Below are 19,229 nucleotides of genomic sequence, written 5' to 3'. Positions count from 1 at the left end.
ATGAACACACAAACAATAATAAATCAATGTCTTGAGCAAGGAGTTCGACTCTCTGTAGAGAACGGCAACTTGCAAATCGATGCGCCAAAAGGCGGATTGAGCAATGAAATGATCACTATTTTACGAGAAAATAAAGCGCAGCTTATTGAGTTCATTAATAAATTTTCAGCACAGAAAAGTGCTGTTGAAAAACAAAAACTCAAGCGTGCGGTGATTGATGGGCCTATTCCGCTATCTTTTGCTCAACAGCGTCTTTGGATTATTGACCGTATTGAGCAAGGCTCTGCACAGTACAATATGTCAGCGGCATTTAAGCTAGATGGCAGCCTTAACCAAGCGGCTTTCATTGCTACGATCGATGCCGTGATTGAGCGCCATGAGATTTTACGTACTGTATACAAAGAAACGAACGACAAATGTGAACAGGTGATCCGAGATCAGGTTGATAGTGCGGTGACCATTATTGATTTCACTCACTTGCAAGGAGATGACCTGTACGACGAGATCCGTTCGTTGGCAGAGCAAGATGCGCTAAAGCCATTCGATCTGCAAAACGACACTATGCTGCGAGTTCAGTTAATTAAAGCGTCAGGGTCTGAGCACTATGTGTTGTTTAACATGCATCACATTGCCTCAGATGGTTGGTCTCTTGGTGTGTTAGTCAAAGAGTTCTTAGAAGTATATACCGCGTACAGTCAAGGCAAACCGAATCCGTTAGTTGAGTTGGAAGTACAATATAAGGACTATGCACACTGGCAACGTCAATGGCTACAAGGTGAAGTATTTGAAAATGAAGTGGGTTACTGGCGCGAGCAGTTAAAAGACCTACCAGCAACACACAGCCTACCATTAGACCGCAGTCGCCCAGCACAGCAAGGCTTTTTAGGTAATTCATTGCGCCGTGAATTGAGTGTCGCGCTAACGAAAAAACTAGATGCATACTGCCAACAACAGGGCGTAACACAGTTTATGGCTCTGCAAACGATTTATGCCTTATTGGTTGGTCAATGGAGCGCCGAAGAAGATGTCGTTATGGGTACGCCAGTCGCAGGTCGTATTCACCAAAACGTTGAACCACTCATTGGCTTCTTCCTAAACAACCTAGTGCTACGTACTGACTTGTCAGGTAATCCAAGTTTCAATGAACTTATCGCCAGCAATAGAACTACGCTATTAGAAGCATTTGAACATCAGCACCTGCCGTTTGATGCACTTGTTGAAGACCTGAATCCTGAGCGTAGTAGCAGTCATCAACCTATGTTCCAGCTGTGGTTTGTACTACAAAACCATGATAGTGGTACGTTCCAGCTCCCTGGTTTAGAAATGTCGGATCCGGAAGAAATCCTCTCAGGTGTTGACGTGGTCAACTTCGATATCTCACTAAGTGCTGCGGTGGAAGAAGGGAAGCTAGTTCTGGCTTGGCAATATAAATCAGAGCTGTTCGATGCACATACCATGGAGAACTTTGCTCAATCATTTGAAGCGCTGCTAGCAAATGCTATCGCTAATGGAGACGAGAAAATCTCGACAATTTCTGGTGTCACAGAAGGTACTCTACAACCTTGGCAAAATGCGAATGAACGTACCTTTGAAAACAAAACCAATCTGATTAAGTCGATTTTTGAATTCGCACAACAAAATCCAGATGCAATCGCGTTACGAGTTGAAGATGAAGCCATTAGTTATGGTGAGCTTGCAGCGAAAGTCAGTGAGTTTTCTCAGCAGTTAACAGCGCTAGGCGTGGTAACTGAGTCTCCTGTTGGTATTTGTGTCGACCGCAGTATCGAACAGCTAATTGCCCAACTAGCGGTGATGCACGCGGGTGGCGCATATGTCCCACTAGATGCTGGAGCACCTAATGATCGCATCGAATACATCATTGCTGACACTGGACTACATATTGTTGTTGCTCAGTCTCATTACAACGATAAATTCAAAGACATCAATTGTCAGACTCTGACTATCGATCACACACAGTTAGTGGCAACTGGTGAGATCAGTGTCGACGATATCAACTTGTCAGCTGAGCAATTGGCTTACGTGTTATATACATCAGGCTCAACTGGTAAGCCAAAGGGCGTGGCAGTTCAACACGGTAACTTGGTGAATCTTGCAAACAGCATGAAGCTGCTGTTGTCTGAGCGTGGGGTTTCAGGTCAATATCGCTGGGCATGGAACGCGCCGATGATTTTCGATGCTTCTGTTCAGGCTCTGACTCAGTTGGCTTTTGGTGTGGAGCTAAATCTACTAAAAGATGAATTGCGAAAGGATCCACGCAAGTTACTTAGTTACCTTACCGAAAATAAAATCGACGTACTCGATACCACCCCTGCATTAGTTGATTTAGTGCTTCGTGAAGCCAATGAGCAGGGAATTGCATTGCCGAATTTATTAATCGGTGGTGAGGCTATCAGCTCTGAATTATGGCAAAAAGTGGCATCACATGCTTCTGAACATCAACGTTTTGCGCTCAACGTCTATGGGCCTACAGAATGTACTGTTAACGCGACTTTCTCTGATATTACCGCTGAGTCTGTACCAAATATTGGGCGTCCATTGCCGAATTGCCAGACTTATATTTTGAATGATGCACTAGCACCGTTAGCGGCTGGCGCAAAAGGTGAAATATACATTGGTGGTGAAGGGGTTGCTCGTGGCTACTTTAACAATGATGTGTTAACTGAAGAGCGTTTCATCGAGTCTGCTACTTTTGGTCGTATCTACAAAACGGGTGACTTAGGACGTTGGCTGGCAGATGGCACTATTGAATACCTCGGACGCAGTGACTTCCAAGTTAAGTTACGTGGTTATCGTATCGAACTAAACGAAATTGAGTCTGTTATTTTGGAAGATGCGGGCGTGACTGATGCCGCAGTACTCGTCAAGGATGAACAGCTAGTCGCTTACGTGGCAGGTGCAGATGTAAACCAAAATAGACTCAGTGATTGGATGAAAGCAAAACTTCCTGCTTACATGGTTGCTGCCACCATCATTGAAGTTGAAGAAATCCCGTTAACGAAAAATGGTAAGCAGGATCGCAAAGCGCTACTTAGCATTGAGCTTGAAGAAGTGATTGATGACTACATTGCGCCAAGATCAGAGATGGAAGCGCGTTTACAAACCATTTGGCAGGATTTATTGGGCAAAGAGTCTATCAGCATGGACGACAACTTCTTCGCTATCGGCGGTCACTCTCTATTGGGGATCCGGGTTGCGAGTGCCTGCCGTGAGCAACTTAGCATTGAAATACCATTAAAAGTGCTAATGGAAAATCCAACTATTCAAGCACTTGCTGAACAGTGTGAGCTCTATGAGAAACAAAAGTTGGTAATGTCTAGCAGCGTCGCGCGTGATGATGACGAAAGGATGGTGATATGAGTGTAGAGCACATCATTGAACAGTGCTCTACTTTGGGCCTCAGGCTGTCTACGGACGGCCAGAGCCTGAATATCACTGGCGATAAGAGTAACCTGATCCCTGAACTCATAGCGATGCTTAAGGAAAATAAAACAGCTCTGATTACATATATTCAGCGGTTTGCTGCGCTAGAAGGTGAACGGCAGCGTTATCATATTACGCCAGTAGACAGAAATGGGCTTCTGCCCGTTTCTTCTGCACAACGCCGGATTTGGTTATCACAGCAGATGTCAGATGCTACGGCGACTTACAATATGCCAAATGGCGTGCACGTAGTTGGAGAGTTTGACGAGCTTATGGCTCGTCAGGCAATGCAAATGATAGTTGCTCGTCATGAAGCATTGCGCACCGTTTTACATTACCAAGGCGAACAGCTGGTGCAAACGGTACGTGAAGCGGGCGATGTTGACTTTATTATTGAAGATTACAGTCATTTATCAGCTGCAGACAGCGAGGCGCTCGCACTTGAGTTTGTACGTAAGGATGCTGACAGGCCTTTTGATCTTGAATATGACCTCATGCTTCGAGGTGGTTTTTTAAGGCAATCTTCAGAGCGGGGTATTTTATTCTTTAATGTCCATCACATTGCTGCTGATGGCTGGTCAATGGCATTGCTACTTGATGAATTCAAGCATATTTATAACGCTTTATTTCATGGTATTGCGCCACAGCTTCCCGACGTTGCAGTGCAATATGCCGATTATGCAAATTGGCAATCAGAGATGCTACGTAGTGATAATGTGGAGGGATCAAAGACCTACTGGCTAACTCAATTACAGGATTTGCCAAGCGTTCATAGTATCCCATTGGACTTTTCGCGACCGGCATCTACCGGTGGTAGAAGTGACTTTAAAGTTGCCCAGTTATCAGCTTCTTTAAGTCGCAAACTAAAAGCGTTGGCAACAACACAGCAAACATCATTATTTGTGTTGTTTCATGCCGCTATTTCGATAGCTCTGGGGCGCTACGCAGGTAGTGACGACGTTGTCGTGGGCACGCCAGTGGCAGGTAGGAAGCAAAAAGAACTAGAAAAAACGTTTGGCTGCTTTATTAACAACTTAGTGTTGCGCTTACGCCTAGACTCAAAGCAGTCATTTGCTCAGCTGTTGTCGGCAGCCAAACAAGTGAATGAATCTGCGCTAGAGCATCAGGATATTCCATTTGAATATTTAGTTGAGGCGTTAAAACCAGAGCGTAGCAATGGTTATCATCCGCTGTTTCAAATTGCGCTCGTACAGAATAATCTAGATATTAGCGCAGAGGCAGAGATCCCATTGGCGGGAGAGGTCGTGTTGCAATCGTTTGACTCAGCAGAGCTAAGCGCAAAATACGATATCCAAATAAACATCGTTGATACAGTTGATGGCATTCAAGTGAACTTTTCATTTGACACTAACCTGTTTAAGGCCGAAACCGTTGCGAGAATGACCCGCCAGTTACAGACCATTTGCAAGCAAATTGCTGACAATATTGATACTCCTATAGAGCAACTTGTGCTGATGGATGATGCCGAACTTACTCAGATACAAGAATGGGAGCAAGCCGCTGCATATCAGGGAAATAATTTACCTATTCATAGCTATGTAGAGCATTGGGCGGGTAGCAACCCAGACAAACCAGCAATTTGTGTCGCCGGTAACACTCTGAGCTATGGGGAAGTAAATACCCGAGCGAATCAATTAGCAAGATACCTACAAAGCCAAGGTGTAAGTAAAGGTGCATTCATTGGCGTAACATTCGAACGTTCTACGGAGCTCGTGATTGCCATGCTCGCGACTGTCAAAGCAGGCGCGGTTTACGTCCCTCTAGATCCCGATTATCCAGTGGCTAGGCTGCAATATATGATCGAAGATACGGCGCTAGAGCAAGTACTGACTACGACAGCGTTAGCACCCATTTTTGAGCAGTATGAGATTGCTGTCGCGGCAGTTGATGCGCTAGAAATTGAAGCTGAAATTGCAACTCACAGTGGTACTAATCTTGATTTAACTACCAGTGGTGATGATCTTGCCTACATTATTTACACCTCTGGATCGACAGGTAAACCAAAGGGGGTGATGGTTGAACACTTAGGTATTGAGCGATTAGTACACAACCCTAATTATGTCTCATTGAATTCAGCTGAAAATATCTTATTCATATCCAATACCGCATTTGATGCCGCCACATTTGAGATTTGGGGAGCATTGGCAAACGGTGCAACATTATATGGGATGGATAAGGCTTGTTTACTTGATGCCAACCGCTTTGCTGATGAAGTTCGTCGCATGAACATTTCCACAGTGTTCATCACTGTGGCGCTATTTAATCAAATCATTGCTATTCGTCCAGACGCATTTGCCTCACTAAATAATGTCATGGTTGGTGGAGAGAAACTCGATAAATATACTATTGATCGCGCGTTAGCTAATGGTAAGCCCATGCGTTTATTGAATATTTATGGACCGACTGAAAATACGACATTTAGTACTTACTATGAAATTGAAGAAGTAGGGAGAGTCCAATATCCAATCGGTAAGGCAATCTCAGGTACGGGTTGTTATATCTTGGATGCTGAGCAGCAACGCAGTGCAGTTGGCGTTGTTGGTGAGCTGTATTTAAGCGGAATAGGCCTTGCCAGAGGGTACTTAAACAAACTTGATATGACAGCAGAGCGTTTTGTCCATGTTGATTCGATTACGAGTGAGCGACTTTATCGCACCGGCGACATGGTTAAGTGGGATGAAAATGGCAATGTTTGTTATATCGGCAGAACCGATAATCAGGTAAAGATCCGCGGATTTCGTATCGAGATCGGTGAAATAGAGCAAGCGCTAACAAATCTAACTGATGTCAAAGAGGCCGCAGTACAAGTCGAAACTGAGAGTGGGCAAAAAAGCTTGATTGCTTATGTAACTTGCCATCAGGTACAGAGTGTTGAGGCGATTAAACAGGCACTTACTCCGTGTTTGCCTTTACATATGCTCCCGGCTCAGATTGTACTTTTAGAAGCGATGCCACTCACCGCAAATGGCAAAATAGATCGTGCCCGCCTGGTGCGTGAGCAAAGTAATACGGCTACGAAACTGACACCACCCTCTAGCGCTTTAGCAAGTGTAGTTGCCAATATTTGGGCTGTTGCTCTGCAGCTTGCGCCAGAGCACATTGGCATGGAAAGTAATTTCTTTGAACTCGGCGGCCATTCGCTACTGGCGATGAATGTCGTGCACAAAATTCATCATGCTGCACAATCTGAAGTGCCTGTGCAATGTTTATTTGAAGCGCCTAAATTGGCTCAATTTACCGAATTAGTCGCGCAATATCAGCATACCACTAGCTTACTTAGCGTCACCAAAGCGCCAAGTTCGGAGCAAGGTTATCCCTTGTCGGCAGCACAGCGCAGAATGTGGTTTATCGACCAACTTGGTAATGGTAGTACGCAATATAATCTAAATTATCAGTTTGAAGTTCGCGGTGATTTTAACATTGATTCAGCCGAACGCGCGTTTTTAAGCCTGCTTCAGCGTCACGAAGTATTAAGAACGTCTTACCATGAAACCGATGAAGATGAGATACAGCTGGTTCAGCCAATTTCAGCATTTACTATTGCTCACTACCATACCAGTGCAGAACACTATGCTGATGAGTTAATGAGAGTGCAAAGTGAGTTGAATGAATCATTTGATCTCACCAGTTCTCCGCTGATACGCGTGGCTTTCATTGATGGTGCTGCGCAAAATTCGGGTACCTTACTATTGTGCTTGCATCATATTGCTACCGATGGTTGGTCGATGAACATCTTGTTTAACGAGTTCGCCGAACTCTACCGTGGTGAGCAAGAAGGTAAGAAGCCAAACTTGCCGCATAATGCGCTTAATTACACGGATTATGCTGTGTGGCAGCAAACATACTTGACCAGTGAGAGTTGCTTAGCATCGCTTGAATACTGGCAGGAGTGTCTTAAGGATGCACCAGCAGAGCATGGTATTTCCTTGGATTTTCCTCGACCGAAAATTAAACAGCAAGCTGGAGCGGTTGTAACGCAGGTTCTTGCAAAGGCTGAAGCGTCGGCGTTAAAGGACTTTATCGGCACGCATAATCTAACCCCATTTATGTTGGCACATGCAGCGTTGTCGCTTGTTGTTGCACAGCATGGTCGAGAATCCCAGTGCGTAATTGGCGCGCCGGTGGCTGGTAGGCATGATCAAAAGCTAGCCGATTTAATTGGACTATTTGTAAATACCATTGCACTAACGGCGCACACCGACTTTGCGACTCTTGGAGAGTATTTAGCTCACATACGCGACATCAATATTACCGCACAATCACATAATTTGGTGCCTTTCGATTTAGTAGTTGATGCGCTAAATGTGAATCGCTCCGCAGCGATAAGCCCAGTATTTCAGATAATGTTGACTACGGATGGGGAAGACAGCTTCCGGTTTGATAAAGCAGACTCGATAGAGGCTTTATCAGGTGTTGAGTTTACCTCGCTAACGGATGGAAAGATCACAACCAAGTTTGATTTAGATATTCATTTTGAGCTGTCTGACCACCAGTTAACTGTTAATTGGGTATACGACACTAGCCTATTTAACGCATCGAGCATTGAGCGATTGTCCGAGCAGATGATGCAGTTGTTACGCGCGTTGGTAAAAGGCAATTCGCAGCGCAATATCATGACTTTACCAATGAGCGCGTTGACGCTTTGTAACGAAGCTCAAACCACAGCACTACTCGCTAAGTTGAATCCGCTAGACTCGACGCAGCCTGTTGTTGCCGAGAGTTTGGTCACATGTTGGTCAGATACTGTAGCAAAGCACGCAACTAACATCGCGCTTCACTGGCAGGATCAAAGTTGGACCTTTCAAGCATTGGCATCGCGTGTAGCAAAGTGTGCGCAAGTGCTCCAGACAGTTCATGGTATTGAGCGTGGACAGGTTATCGCTGTGCAGATGGACAAAAGTGATGAGATGGTCGTTGCTTTGTTAGCCATTATGACTGCTGGCGCAGCTTACTTGCCGCTGGACCCGAGCGCGCCGCGAGAACGAGTTGATTTTGTGCTAGCTGATGCTAAAGCCAGTCTGTTGATTTCACAGCCAGCTTATCTGACGCGCTTTGATAGCGCTCAGTGCCCAAGCACTACCGTCAATATGTTAGAAGTCGCACAAGTCGCTGGGGAAGTTACCTCTGTTATCGTCTCGGCAGAGGATCTTGCCTATGTGATATACACCTCAGGTACTACAGGGCAGCCGAAAGGTGTCATGGTATCGCACCGCAATGCAGTTTCATTGATGGAAGAGATGCAACGTTGGCCAATATGCCAAGGTGAACAAAACTGGGGATGGAATGCTAACTATGTCTTTGATGCGTCGTTGCAGGGGTTATTGCAGCTGATAGCTGGAATGGCGTTAACACCGATACCAGAAACCCTTAAGTTACAACCACAACAACTGGGCGAATACCTTAGCGACAATAACGTGACGGTATTGGATTGTACGCCAAGCTTAGTCGAAATGTGGCTGGACGAAGACCTAGATGCGCAATTACCAAACCTTATCATAGGCGGTGAAGCCATCTCTGAGTCACTTTGGCAGCGTTTGGTTAAGTGGCAGCACCAGTATGATCGGACGGCATTGAACGTTTATGGTCCAACAGAATGTACCGTCAATGCAACGGTTGCTGAAATCTCAGGATCCTGTCCACATTTAGGTGTGCCGTTATCTAATACTCGTTTGTATGTGCTTGATGATCATCAAAGATTAGTCGCAGAAGGAATGAGTGGGGAGTTGTATATCAGTGGTGAAGGCGTTGCAGAAGGGTATTTAGGTAAACCTGAGCTCACTTCCAGCTGCTTTATTGATAACCCGTTTGGTTACCACCAATCATGTCATGCTCGGTTATACAAAACAGGCGATATCGTGCGTTTTTCAGACGGTATTTTGCACTACGTAGGTCGTGCTGACTCTCAAGTGAAACTAAATGGCTATCGAATTGAATTGGCTGAAATAGAGCAGCATCTTTTCGCTTTGCCTGATGTCGTAAGGGCACATGTGATGATTAGTTATTTAGCAAGTGGTACTCCTATGCTTGTGGCATATGTACAAGGTGTATCTGAAGTGCTTGATAGTACTGGGTTGAGCGCTACATTAAGTGCGAAATTACCAAGCTACATGGTACCTCAACAATATATTGCCATGACACACTGGCCAGTTACTCGCAACGGCAAACTGGATATTTCTGCATTACCACAAGTCGAGGTTGAGCCATCCGGGGACAGTTTAAGCACTGAGACGGAGTGCAAGTTAGCAGAGGTGTGGCAAGCAGTATTGAGGCTACCGACGGATACGCTGCTGTTTAAGGGGTCGTCGTTTTTTGAGCTAGGTGGCAACTCATTACAAGCGGTCGCGCTAGTCCGAGCAATTAAAAAGGCGTTCAACGTGCAGCTCAATGCACTAGATGTTTTCCAGCAGCAAATGTTGAGTTCACTGGCAGCAAAAGTGGATGCAATGGGTAGTTATGGTGATCTTAAACAACTTGTGTGTTTGCGTGAAGGCGATGACCAACAATCCCCGATTGTGTTTATTCACCCTGTGGGTGGTCAGTTGACTTGCTATGCACAATTGGTTTCTGAATTGGAAACGAATGCACCTATTTACGGACTGCAATCCACTACCTTGCAATTTAGATCGATCACTGCGCTGGCCACGCATTATCTGTCTTTGCTTGAGGCTGATATCGAGCACCCGAATTATCATCTGATCGGTTGGTCGATGGGTGGAGTAATTGGTCACACCATGCAAAGGTTGGCACAAGAAAAAGTACTTAGTCTGACTATGATTGATTCATATGTTCCTGAGCTACATAGAAATATTGAACAAAGTGAATTACAGCGGTTAGGCGCTTTTGCTGAAGAACTTGGGGTGTCGCTGGATGGCATTGCTGTTGAAGATGTACAGCATTTGGATCACGAGCAACGTCTGGCGATGCTTCATCAGTTGTGTGTGACACAGCACCTAGTCTCTGAAGCGTTTACCTTGATGGATTTACAGATGCAGTGGCAGATATTGAGCCATAATCATGCATTATTTTTAGCCCATACCTGCATTCCTTCCGCATCCAGTGCTCGGCTAATTTACGCCAGCGATTTTACGGCTGTAGAGGGATGGTCAACACGTTTATCACATTGTGAAGCATTTGGCATTGAGGACACAGATCATCATGCCATCATGAAAGAAAACGAACTTAAAACACTGATTAATAAGTATTTAAACTAAAATTTTAAAAAGGAAATATCCATGTTAAAAGATACTGTAATTTTCAAAGAGCAATACAACGGTCAAATGCCAGCTGCACTTCAGGAGCGTTTTTTACCTGAAGGTCCAGATTTTCCGCTTGTAATTGAAGATACTAGCGGAACACACAGTGCCGCACAGTGGGTTGCTGACAATGCAGCAAAAATAGATCAGCAGCTGAAACAATACGGTGCAATTCTATTACGTGGTTTTAATCTACAGAATGAAGACGACTTCCGTGACGTCGCAAATGAGTTTATTCCGACACTCGCAAAATATATGGAAGGCGCGACACCTCGCACCAATCTCGGCAAAGGTGCTTACACCTCAACTGAGTTTCCTAATGAATTGAGCATCGCACAGCACAACGAGTTGTCATACGTTAAACAATGGCCAATGAAGATAGCATTTAGCTGCATGATCCCAGCAGAGGAGCGCGGTGCGACACCTATCGCAGACGTTAGAAAAGTGCATGACTATATTGACGCTGATATTAAAGCCAAGTTTGAAGAGCATGGTTGGATGTTAGTGCGCAACTATGGCAATGGCTTAGGCCCAACTTGGCAAAAAGCATTCAACACTGATGATATTGAAGAAGTTAAAGCATACTGTCAGAAAGCGGATGTTGAGTTGGAAATAATTAGCGCCGATCAAATCCGTACTCGCCAAGTGCGTCCTGCTATTCGTGATCACATTCATACCGGTGAAAAGGTGTGGTTTAACCATGCTGCATTCTGGCACCCGTCAAGCTTGTGTCCAGTGATTAGAAAAGAGTTGGTGTCTCAATTTGGCGAAGAAGCGTTAACTTATAACACAATGTATGGTGATGGCTCTGTGATCCCTGATGACGTGATTGAGCATATTAACGAAGCCTATAAAAAAGCGACCGTGACTTTCTTGTGGGAAAAAGGCGATGTGTTACTGATGGACAACATGTTGGTATCACACGGCCGCGATCCATTCAAAGGCGAGCGTCGGATTGTTGTTTCAATGGGCGAGCCAGTGGAACTATAAGTTAGTCATGTGGCTCGTGACTGCGAGCCCCAAAATAGCAGGTTTATTATGTTGCTTTACTATATTAAAAAATTCAAAAAGATCATGTTCTTATCGGGGCTCGCTAGTTTGTTTACTGCGGCTACATCGATAGCTTTGTTTCATATGATAGGGGAAAGTGGGGAAACCGGTTTTCAGCCTCTAGAGGTTGTTGTGTTTGTGGTATTAGTCACGTTTCTATTGGCGGCTTCAATGACGACGAGTTACTTTCTCTCTCAATACAGTGCAGGCACCGTGAACAGTGTGCGCCAAAACCTAGTTAGTCGAATTTTGGGAACCGATTATGACAAACTAGAAAAAGCTGGTAGAGCGCGACTATATAACGTTCTGACCAATGATGTGAATGCTATCTCGGGAGCGCTCGCTGAGATGCCTGCTTTCGTTTATAACAGCTTTCTGTTGTTGGCTTGTTTCGGTTATCTATTTGTACTGTCTGAAGTCATGTTTGGCATTCTTGTATTAGCTGCCTTAGTGTCATTTTTAATTACAAAAATTGTAATGACAAAAATAACCAAGGCCGCGAACCAAATGCGTGAACATCAAGACCATGTATTTGAGGGCTATAAGGGCATTTTAGATGGCGCGAAACAATTAACAGTCAACAAAGCGAGACGCCAATACTTTTTTGAGAAACGTCTACAGCCAGTGATGACTGAGTTACGCAGCAGCGAGCGTGAATATGGCTTTGCCTGGGACATTAACCGCAATATAAGTCAGGTCGTGATTTTCATCACGTTGGGTACCATAGTTGCGGTAAGTCATTATCTACAGCGCACTGAATTAGTAATGAGTTATATCCTTATTGTAACTTACATTTCGGCACCATTCGGTTATGTGATGAACCTATGGCAAAACATCGCTCGGGCGCGTGTCTCGATGCAAAAAATCGAATCTTTACAGCTTGGCAGTGAACAAGCTGGATTAACTACGGATCAGCACGCTTCGCTTTCAGATAACTGGAATAAGTTAGTTTTTAAAGATGTCTCTTTCGCTTATGAAGCGAAAGGAGAAGATACCGCTTTTTCTTTGCCTAAACTGAATCTGACTTTTAATAAAGGTGAAATTATTTTTATTACCGGTGGTAACGGCAGTGGTAAGTCAACATTCTTACACTTGCTATTGGGTCTTTACACACCCTCAAAGGGCGTAATAAAAGTGGATGAACAGGAAGTACATGCAGCTCAACTTGATAGTTATAGAGATAAAATTACGATGGTGTTGCCCGATTTCTACCTTTATCGCGAGCTGTTAGATGCTAAAGGTGACCCGGTAGATAGAGAAACGGCGAATACATTGCTGGCTCAGTTTCAATTGGATCACAAGCTAAGCGTGGATGAGGAAGGATTTTCCGCCACACAGTTTTCCCAAGGACAGAGAAAGCGTTTGGCATTGATTGCCTCAATTCTCGAAGATAAAGATATCTACGTGCTAGATGAATGGGCTGCGGATCAAGACCCACATTTTAGAGCGCTATTTTATCAAGAATTGCTGCCATGGTTGAAATCGCAAGGTAAAACAGTAATTGCAGTAACTCATGATGACAAATACTTTCACCTAGCTGATCGCCATATCAAGTTCGATCAGGGGCAGGCAGAAGAGTTTAACCAGAAAAAACAAAAAGCTGCATAATTAAAGGAGCACATATGTTTGATTTTATTAAAGGTCGCAAGACCCCAGAAACACCAAAAAATACGGATATCGAAGCTGTTGGAGCAGAAAGTGAAGTGATAGTGAAAGAATCCCAGTACACCGTAGGTGGTAAAGTGGTAAAAGAGCGCCATGTAACCGTTACCAAAGGCGATGGCGGACCAGCCCCAACCACGCCGACTCCGCCCCAAGCTCCAGCCAAATAGGTGCTGAACATTGAGTGGCGCGAGGCGAAAGCTTCGTGCCACTTTTTTAGCTCGTTTTTAGCGTGTTAAAACGATTCAGCTGACTGTATTGTAGGTACTATTGCATTCTCTTAATGTATTTTTTGACTAACCGCTGTGAGGAAGAAAAGTACACTCTTACCTTTCTCACCAATCCTCGCTACAATATTACACAATTTGTACTTAGTAAGTGCTTGTTGTCTGCTAAAGCCATTTCAGTATTACGGTGCACAATGAAGTGACCGGATTAAAGACAAGAGTATTGAATCGTACGTTTGTTTTTTGACACAAGAAAAAGGATCCTGTGTTCATGCCGTTAAATACAATTATTCTTGCTGCGGGTAAAGGCACTCGCATGCGCTCTAAGTTGCCAAAAGTACTTCACCCAATTGCTGGAAAGCCGATGGTTCAGCATGTTATCGACAATGCGGTCTCATTGGGTGCGCAGTCTACCAATTTAGTTTTCGGTCATGGTGCGCAGCAGCTACAAGCCGCGTTATCACATAATGATGTGAACTGGGTGCATCAAGCTGAGCAGTTAGGTACTGGTCATGCTGTCGCGGTAGCAAAGGAGCATATCAGTGATGACGATAAAGTACTGATCCTCTATGGTGATGTGCCTCTCACAAAGCTGAGCACGCTACAGCGTTTGCTGGATGTGACGCCAGATAACGGCCTTGCGGTACTCACTGTTGATTTAGCAAACCCGACTGGTTACGGCCGTATGCTGCGAGAAAGTGGCAAATTGGTTGGTATTGTCGAACAAAAAGATGCCTCTGCGGAGCAACTTGCTATTACCGAGATCAATACAGGCATAATGGCGGCTAACGGTGGATTATTGAAAAAGTGGCTTGGACAGCTATCGAACAATAACGCACAAGGTGAATATTATCTCACTGATATCGTGGCGATGGCGCACAGCGAAGGGGTAGAAATTACTTCTGCACAGCCTGATGATGAGATGGAAGTAGAAGGTGCGAATAACCGTGTGCAACTTGCTGCTTTAGAGCGCGCTTATCAAGCTTGGCAAGCTGAAACCTTGATGATTAATGGTGCTAGTTTAGCGGATCCTGCTCGCATCGATGTGCGTGGACAGGTAACAACTGGCGAAGATGTTCAGATTGATGTTAACGTGATATTTGAAGGCCATGTTGAAATTGGCGATGATGTCGTTATTGGTCCTAACTGCGTACTTAAAAACTGTAAAGTCGGCAATGGCGTAGTTATTAAAGCTAATACGCTTATCGAAGATGCGTTGGTTGCTGATAAGTGTACTTTAGGTCCATTTGCTCGCTTGCGTCCTGGCGCGATAATGGAAGAAGATTCTCATATTGGTAACTTTGTCGAGATGAAGAAATCTCGTTTGGGTAAAGGTTCAAAAGCTAATCACTTGACCTACCTTGGAGATGCTGAAATTGGGGAAAAAGTGAATATTGGTGCCGGAACCATCACTTGTAACTATGATGGTGTGAATAAGTCTAAAACCATTATCGGTGATAATGCCTTTATTGGCTCTAATTCATCACTAGTTGCACCGGTTGAAATTGGTAGTACGGCAACGATTGGTGCAGGTTCAGTGATTACCTCAAGTGTTAAAGATGAGCAATTGGCAGTCGCGCGAGGAAAACAGCGTAACTTGGATGGCTGGCAGCGTCCAATTAAGAAGTCATAATATTATTTAATTTTTAATATCATACAGATAGAGTTAAATATTTCTAAACCTAAATAAGGCAAGTGCGACTTGCCTTATTTCATTCCTTTCTATTACCACCCGTGGTACATTGTATTTTCAATAAAAAAATATTAACAATAATATTACCCGATAAGTGCTATGGAAAATTTATTTCGCCGTGAGGTGTTAGAGCATAAACAGCACCGCTTAGAGGGCACAATTAGCTTAATCCAACCGCCCGTATTTAAGACTCTGGGATTACTCATTTTAACGGTTGTGATTTTAAGTATCGTGTTTCTATCAAGTGGTAGCTATACCAGAAAGGAAAGAGTATCTGGCGTTATTGAGCCCAGTGGCGGACTGCTGCGCGTTGCTGCAATGCAACAGGGTGTGGTGTCTGAAGTATTGGTCAAAGAGGGTGAGCAAGTCGCTGTTGGGCAACCTTTGCTGCGAATTGCATCTGCAAAACATAGCACTGAAGCCACAGAGTTGAATCAAGCGTTACTGAATCAATATCGCTTTCAACAAAAGAACTTACTACAGCAGATAGAACAACTACGTGGACAGTACCAGCTTGATATTGAAGAGCTACAGCAACAAGAAGCAACCGCAAAAGAAAAGTTAAAAGAACTTGAGAGCCAAGCAAGTACGTTCCAAGAGCGGCTTCTACTTAATCAAGATTTAGTGTCGCAAATTGCGACCTTAAAAGGTACTGGTTATATTTCTGAACTTGAGCTACAACGTCAAAAAGACACTTTGCTTTCGCTCAAGCAACAATCGTCTTCAATCCGTTCAGAGCGTATTGCGCTTGAGTCACAGCTGAAAAATATTAAAAATCAGTTGGCGAAACTGCCGATTGAACATCAAAACAGAATTTCTCAGCTGCAATCGCAGCAAGCAGATCTACTGATTCAAATCTCGTCCATTGAGCAGGAGCGGCTTGGTGAAGTTCGCGCAGCTCAGTCAGGAGTAGTTACGGGATTACTCGCTAAACTTGGCAAAAATGTTTCCATGGGTCAGCATTTACTGACCTTGATCCCCGAACACAGTGATATGCAAGCAATCGTTTATATACCCACATCAGCGTTTGGCTTTATCAAAGAAGGACAAGAGACTAAGCTACGCTACCACGCGTTTCCTTACGAAAAGTTTGGTATATACAAAGGAAAGATTGTAGAGCTTAGTAACAGCGTTATCTTGCCTGAGGAAACCAACATGCCAGGTATAATTCAAGAGCCTGCGTACCGTGTTGTTGTTGCGTTGGATGAACAAGCAGTAAAAGCATATGGTAAAGATACAGTCTTGCGTGCAGGTATGACGCTTGATGCGGATATTGTGGTAGAAGAGCGCTCTTTATTGCGTTGGTTGTTTGATCCAGTGTTTAGCATCAAAGGCCAGTTATAAGAAGTAAAAGGGTTGATATGGAAATGGAACATGAAGGCGCAGCCAATAAGTTAGAGTTTTGGTCGCGGAAATCTTTACCAGTGATCATCCAATCAGAAGCGGCAGAGTGTGGCCTTGCGAGTCTTGCTATGGTTGCTGGATATCATGGCTATCGCACTGATTTAACTCGCTTAAGGCAGCGTTTTAGTATTTCAATCGAGGGCTGCACGCTGCTCGATATTATGCACTTTGCTGAAAAGCTCCATTTAACTTCAAGGCCTCTGCGAATTGAACTTGAAGATCTAGATGCGCTGCAAGCACCGGCAATTCTACATTGGGATATGAACCATTTTGTGGTGCTTAAAAAAGCCAACGAAAAGCGCATCGTGATCCATGACCCCGCTGGTGGCGAAAAAACCTTTACGATGGAAGAAGCCTCTAAGCATTTTACTGGCGTGGCATTGGAGTTAACGCCAACCAAAGACTTTGAAAAGAAAGAGCAAAAAGCGAGCCTTAGATTCTCCGATTTTTGGAGTCGTATTACGGGCTTAAAACGCTCACTGTTGCTTATCTTTATGCTATCCATCTTGCTACAGGTATTTACGCTGGCAGCGCCCTATTATATTCAGCTGGTTATAGATGATGTCATACTCACTGGTGACACCTCTCTCTTGACGGTGCTGGCGATAGGGTTCTTTTTAGTACTGCTTTTTGAAATCGCTACCAATGCGCTGCGTGGCTTTACCTTGCTGCACTTTGGCAATCAGATGAATATTCAATTAGGGGCGAACCTATTTCACCACTTAGTGCGCTTACCCATCGCCTATTTTGAGAAGCGCCATATGGGGGATGTCGTTTCTCGCTTCGGCTCTCTTCAGCAAGTAAAGCAGCTCCTTACAACGGGAGTCATTGAGGCGATTATTGATGGCTTAATGGCGATTATTACCTTAGCGATGATCTTCTTCTATAGCCCTATGTTATCAGCGGTTGTGTTGGTGGCTGTGATCACTTACGCGATTATCAGAATGGTCATGTATAAGCCATTTCGTAATATCAGTGAGCAAGAAATCATGGCGCGCGCGGAAGAAAATTCCAACTTTATGGAAACGGTACGCGGGATCCAAACAATTAAACTATTTGGCTCAGAGGTGAAGCGAGAAGGACAGTGGCAAAATCGCTATGCGAGTGCGATTAACCACAATATTCGCTTGGGCAATTTTAAAATTGGCTACGACGCGATTAACCGGGCGCTATTTGGTATCGAGAATATCATTGTGGTTTATTTGGCGGCGCACTTGGTGATTGCTGGTGGATTTAGTACCGGTATGCTGTTTGCTTTTATGTCTTACAAGCGTCAGTTTATGGATAAGACTGCAAATCTTATAGAAAAGCTCATTGAGTTTAAAATGTTAGGCCTCCACTTTGACCGTATCGCTGATATTGCTCTAACGGATAAAGAAGAGCTACAACCAGATCAATATCGCAAACTGAATATCGAAGGTAAAATTGAAGTAAAAAACCTGTCGTTCGCATATTCAGACGCAACACCAAATGTTATTGAAAAACTAAGCTTAATAATCAATGCGGGCGAGTCAGTAGCAATCACAGGGCCTTCCGGTTGCGGTAAGTCGACGTTACTTAAGTTAATGCTAGGGCTAAATAAACCATCCAGCGGTGAAATTTTGGTGGATGGCATATCTTTGAACCAAATTGGCGCAAGACAGTATCGTCAGCAGATAGCTGCGGTGATGCAAGACGATGAGCTCCTATCCGGTACTGTGGCTGATAATATCGCCTTTTTTGATTCACCAATCAATATGGAAAAAGTGGTGCATTGTGCTCAATTAGCAGCTATCCATGATGATATTAGCGACATGCCAATGGGCTATGACAGCCTGATTGGTGATATGGGGTCTAGCTTATCTGGAGGACAGAAGCAGCGGATCATCCTGGCGCGTGCTCTATATAAAGATCCGAAGATTCTGTTTATGGATGAAGCGACTAGTCACCTTGATACTGGGTTGGAAGAGGATATCAATGATGCGGTATCTCGGTTGAAGATAACGCGTATTATCATCGCGCATCGGAAAGAAACCATTGCCTCGGCTGACAGAGAAATTAAGCTCAAAAAGCCAGTGCACCATGAAGGGGAAGAGCAAACCTCGACATCGGGATCTGAATAAGTAAAGCGAGCATACAGCTCGCTTTATTCTATTTTTGAATAACAAGAATAGTTCATAAAGTGACTTTCACAAAGCAGTCGTCGTAGCATGTAAGTTCTGTGACGGTGGGTCCGTTACCCTCAACGCCACCTGCTACTTGCGGTGTCATTTTTTTATCTAGCGTTTTGCTGTGAGTAGTCGAAAGTGTTTTTATAATCTTCTTTTTGAATGCTATTTTCATAATTAATTCCTTCATTGATTTTTGTTTTATTAAAGATGTAAGTAAGAGTTAATTAGTTTTAGTGTTTACAATATCTTTTGCTTATTTAACCTGAGGTTTGGATAAGGAATGAGCTAACTCATTGTTTTTAATAACATATTAAATTATCCCCTTATC

General features: G+C 44.1%; 9 protein-coding genes. 8 read left to right on the top strand and 1 reads right to left on the bottom strand.

The window, feature by feature from the left end:
* The 8 genes from BB427_RS22495 to BB427_RS22460 all read left to right on the top strand — a co-directional run bounded on the left by BB427_RS22495 (window position 1) and on the right by BB427_RS22460 (window position 18,853).
* Window positions 1-3,378, top strand: a complete 3,378-nt coding sequence (locus tag BB427_RS22495) for a non-ribosomal peptide synthetase (RefSeq protein WP_069023407.1) — start codon at window positions 1-3, stop codon at window positions 3,376-3,378.
* Window positions 3,375-10,673 (top strand): non-ribosomal peptide synthetase, encoded by a 7,299-nt coding sequence (locus tag BB427_RS22490; RefSeq protein ID WP_069023405.1) that lies wholly within the window; start codon window positions 3,375-3,377, stop codon window positions 10,671-10,673. The genes BB427_RS22495 and BB427_RS22490 overlap by 4 nt, the downstream gene beginning before the upstream one ends.
* Before the next feature lie 21 nt (window positions 10,674-10,694).
* Window positions 10,695-11,705: a TauD/TfdA family dioxygenase gene (locus BB427_RS22485; RefSeq protein WP_083229923.1), complete on the top strand. Its 1,011-nt coding sequence runs from the start codon at window positions 10,695-10,697 to the stop codon at window positions 11,703-11,705.
* 48 nt (window positions 11,706-11,753) lie between these two features.
* Window positions 11,754-13,373 carry a cyclic peptide export ABC transporter gene (locus BB427_RS22480; protein ID WP_069023403.1) on the top strand — a complete coding sequence of 540 codons (1,620 nt, stop codon included), beginning with the start codon at window positions 11,754-11,756 and terminating at the stop codon, window positions 13,371-13,373.
* 14 nt (window positions 13,374-13,387) lie between these two features.
* Window positions 13,388-13,597, top strand: a complete 210-nt coding sequence (locus BB427_RS22475) for a hypothetical protein (RefSeq protein WP_069023401.1) — start codon at window positions 13,388-13,390, stop codon at window positions 13,595-13,597.
* A gap of 328 nt (window positions 13,598-13,925) precedes the next feature.
* Window positions 13,926-15,287, top strand: a complete 1,362-nt coding sequence (glmU, locus tag BB427_RS22470) for a bifunctional UDP-N-acetylglucosamine diphosphorylase/glucosamine-1-phosphate N-acetyltransferase GlmU (RefSeq protein WP_069023399.1) — start codon at window positions 13,926-13,928, stop codon at window positions 15,285-15,287.
* Between the two features lie 159 nt (window positions 15,288-15,446).
* Complete coding sequence (locus BB427_RS22465; protein ID WP_069023397.1) at window positions 15,447-16,691, top strand: HlyD family secretion protein; 1,245 nt, start codon at window positions 15,447-15,449, stop codon at window positions 16,689-16,691.
* A gap of 17 nt (window positions 16,692-16,708) precedes the next feature.
* On the top strand, window positions 16,709-18,853 hold the full coding sequence (locus tag BB427_RS22460; RefSeq protein WP_069023396.1) for a peptidase domain-containing ABC transporter: 2,145 nt from the start codon (window positions 16,709-16,711) through the stop codon (window positions 18,851-18,853).
* A 52-nt stretch (window positions 18,854-18,905) separates the two neighbouring features.
* Here the strand turns inward: BB427_RS22460 and BB427_RS24565 are convergent, their stop codons facing one another.
* Window positions 18,906-19,073: a hypothetical protein gene (locus BB427_RS24565; protein ID WP_175401313.1), complete on the bottom strand. Its 168-nt coding sequence runs from the start codon at window positions 19,071-19,073 to the stop codon at window positions 18,906-18,908.
* Window positions 19,074-19,229 lie beyond the last annotated feature (156 nt).

This window comes from Pseudoalteromonas sp. BMB (assembly GCF_001709235.1).
GTDB classification, from domain to species: domain Bacteria; phylum Pseudomonadota; class Gammaproteobacteria; order Enterobacterales; family Alteromonadaceae; genus Pseudoalteromonas; species Pseudoalteromonas maricaloris.
Note: the sequence above shows the minus strand (reverse complement) of the source record. Positions and strands in the feature narration are given on the sequence as shown.

What these genes read in the sequence shown, in the direction of transcription:
- BB427_RS22495 (WP_069023407.1), top strand. Translation starts at nt 1, where the DNA reads ATGAACACACAAACAATAATAAATCAATGTCTTGAGCAAGGAGTTCGA.
- BB427_RS22490 (WP_069023405.1), top strand. Translation starts at nt 3,375, where the DNA reads ATGAGTGTAGAGCACATCATTGAACAGTGCTCTACTTTGGGCCTCAGG.
- BB427_RS22485 (WP_083229923.1), top strand. Translation starts at nt 10,695, where the DNA reads ATGTTAAAAGATACTGTAATTTTCAAAGAGCAATACAACGGTCAAATG.
- BB427_RS22480 (WP_069023403.1), top strand. Translation starts at nt 11,754, where the DNA reads ATGTTGCTTTACTATATTAAAAAATTCAAAAAGATCATGTTCTTATCG.
- BB427_RS22475 (WP_069023401.1), top strand. Translation starts at nt 13,388, where the DNA reads ATGTTTGATTTTATTAAAGGTCGCAAGACCCCAGAAACACCAAAAAAT.
- glmU (WP_069023399.1), top strand. Translation starts at nt 13,926, where the DNA reads ATGCCGTTAAATACAATTATTCTTGCTGCGGGTAAAGGCACTCGCATG.
- BB427_RS22465 (WP_069023397.1), top strand. Translation starts at nt 15,447, where the DNA reads ATGGAAAATTTATTTCGCCGTGAGGTGTTAGAGCATAAACAGCACCGC.
- BB427_RS22460 (WP_069023396.1), top strand. Translation starts at nt 16,709, where the DNA reads ATGGAAATGGAACATGAAGGCGCAGCCAATAAGTTAGAGTTTTGGTCG.
- BB427_RS24565 (WP_175401313.1), bottom strand. Translation starts at nt 19,073, where the DNA reads ATGAAAATAGCATTCAAAAAGAAGATTATAAAAACACTTTCGACTACT.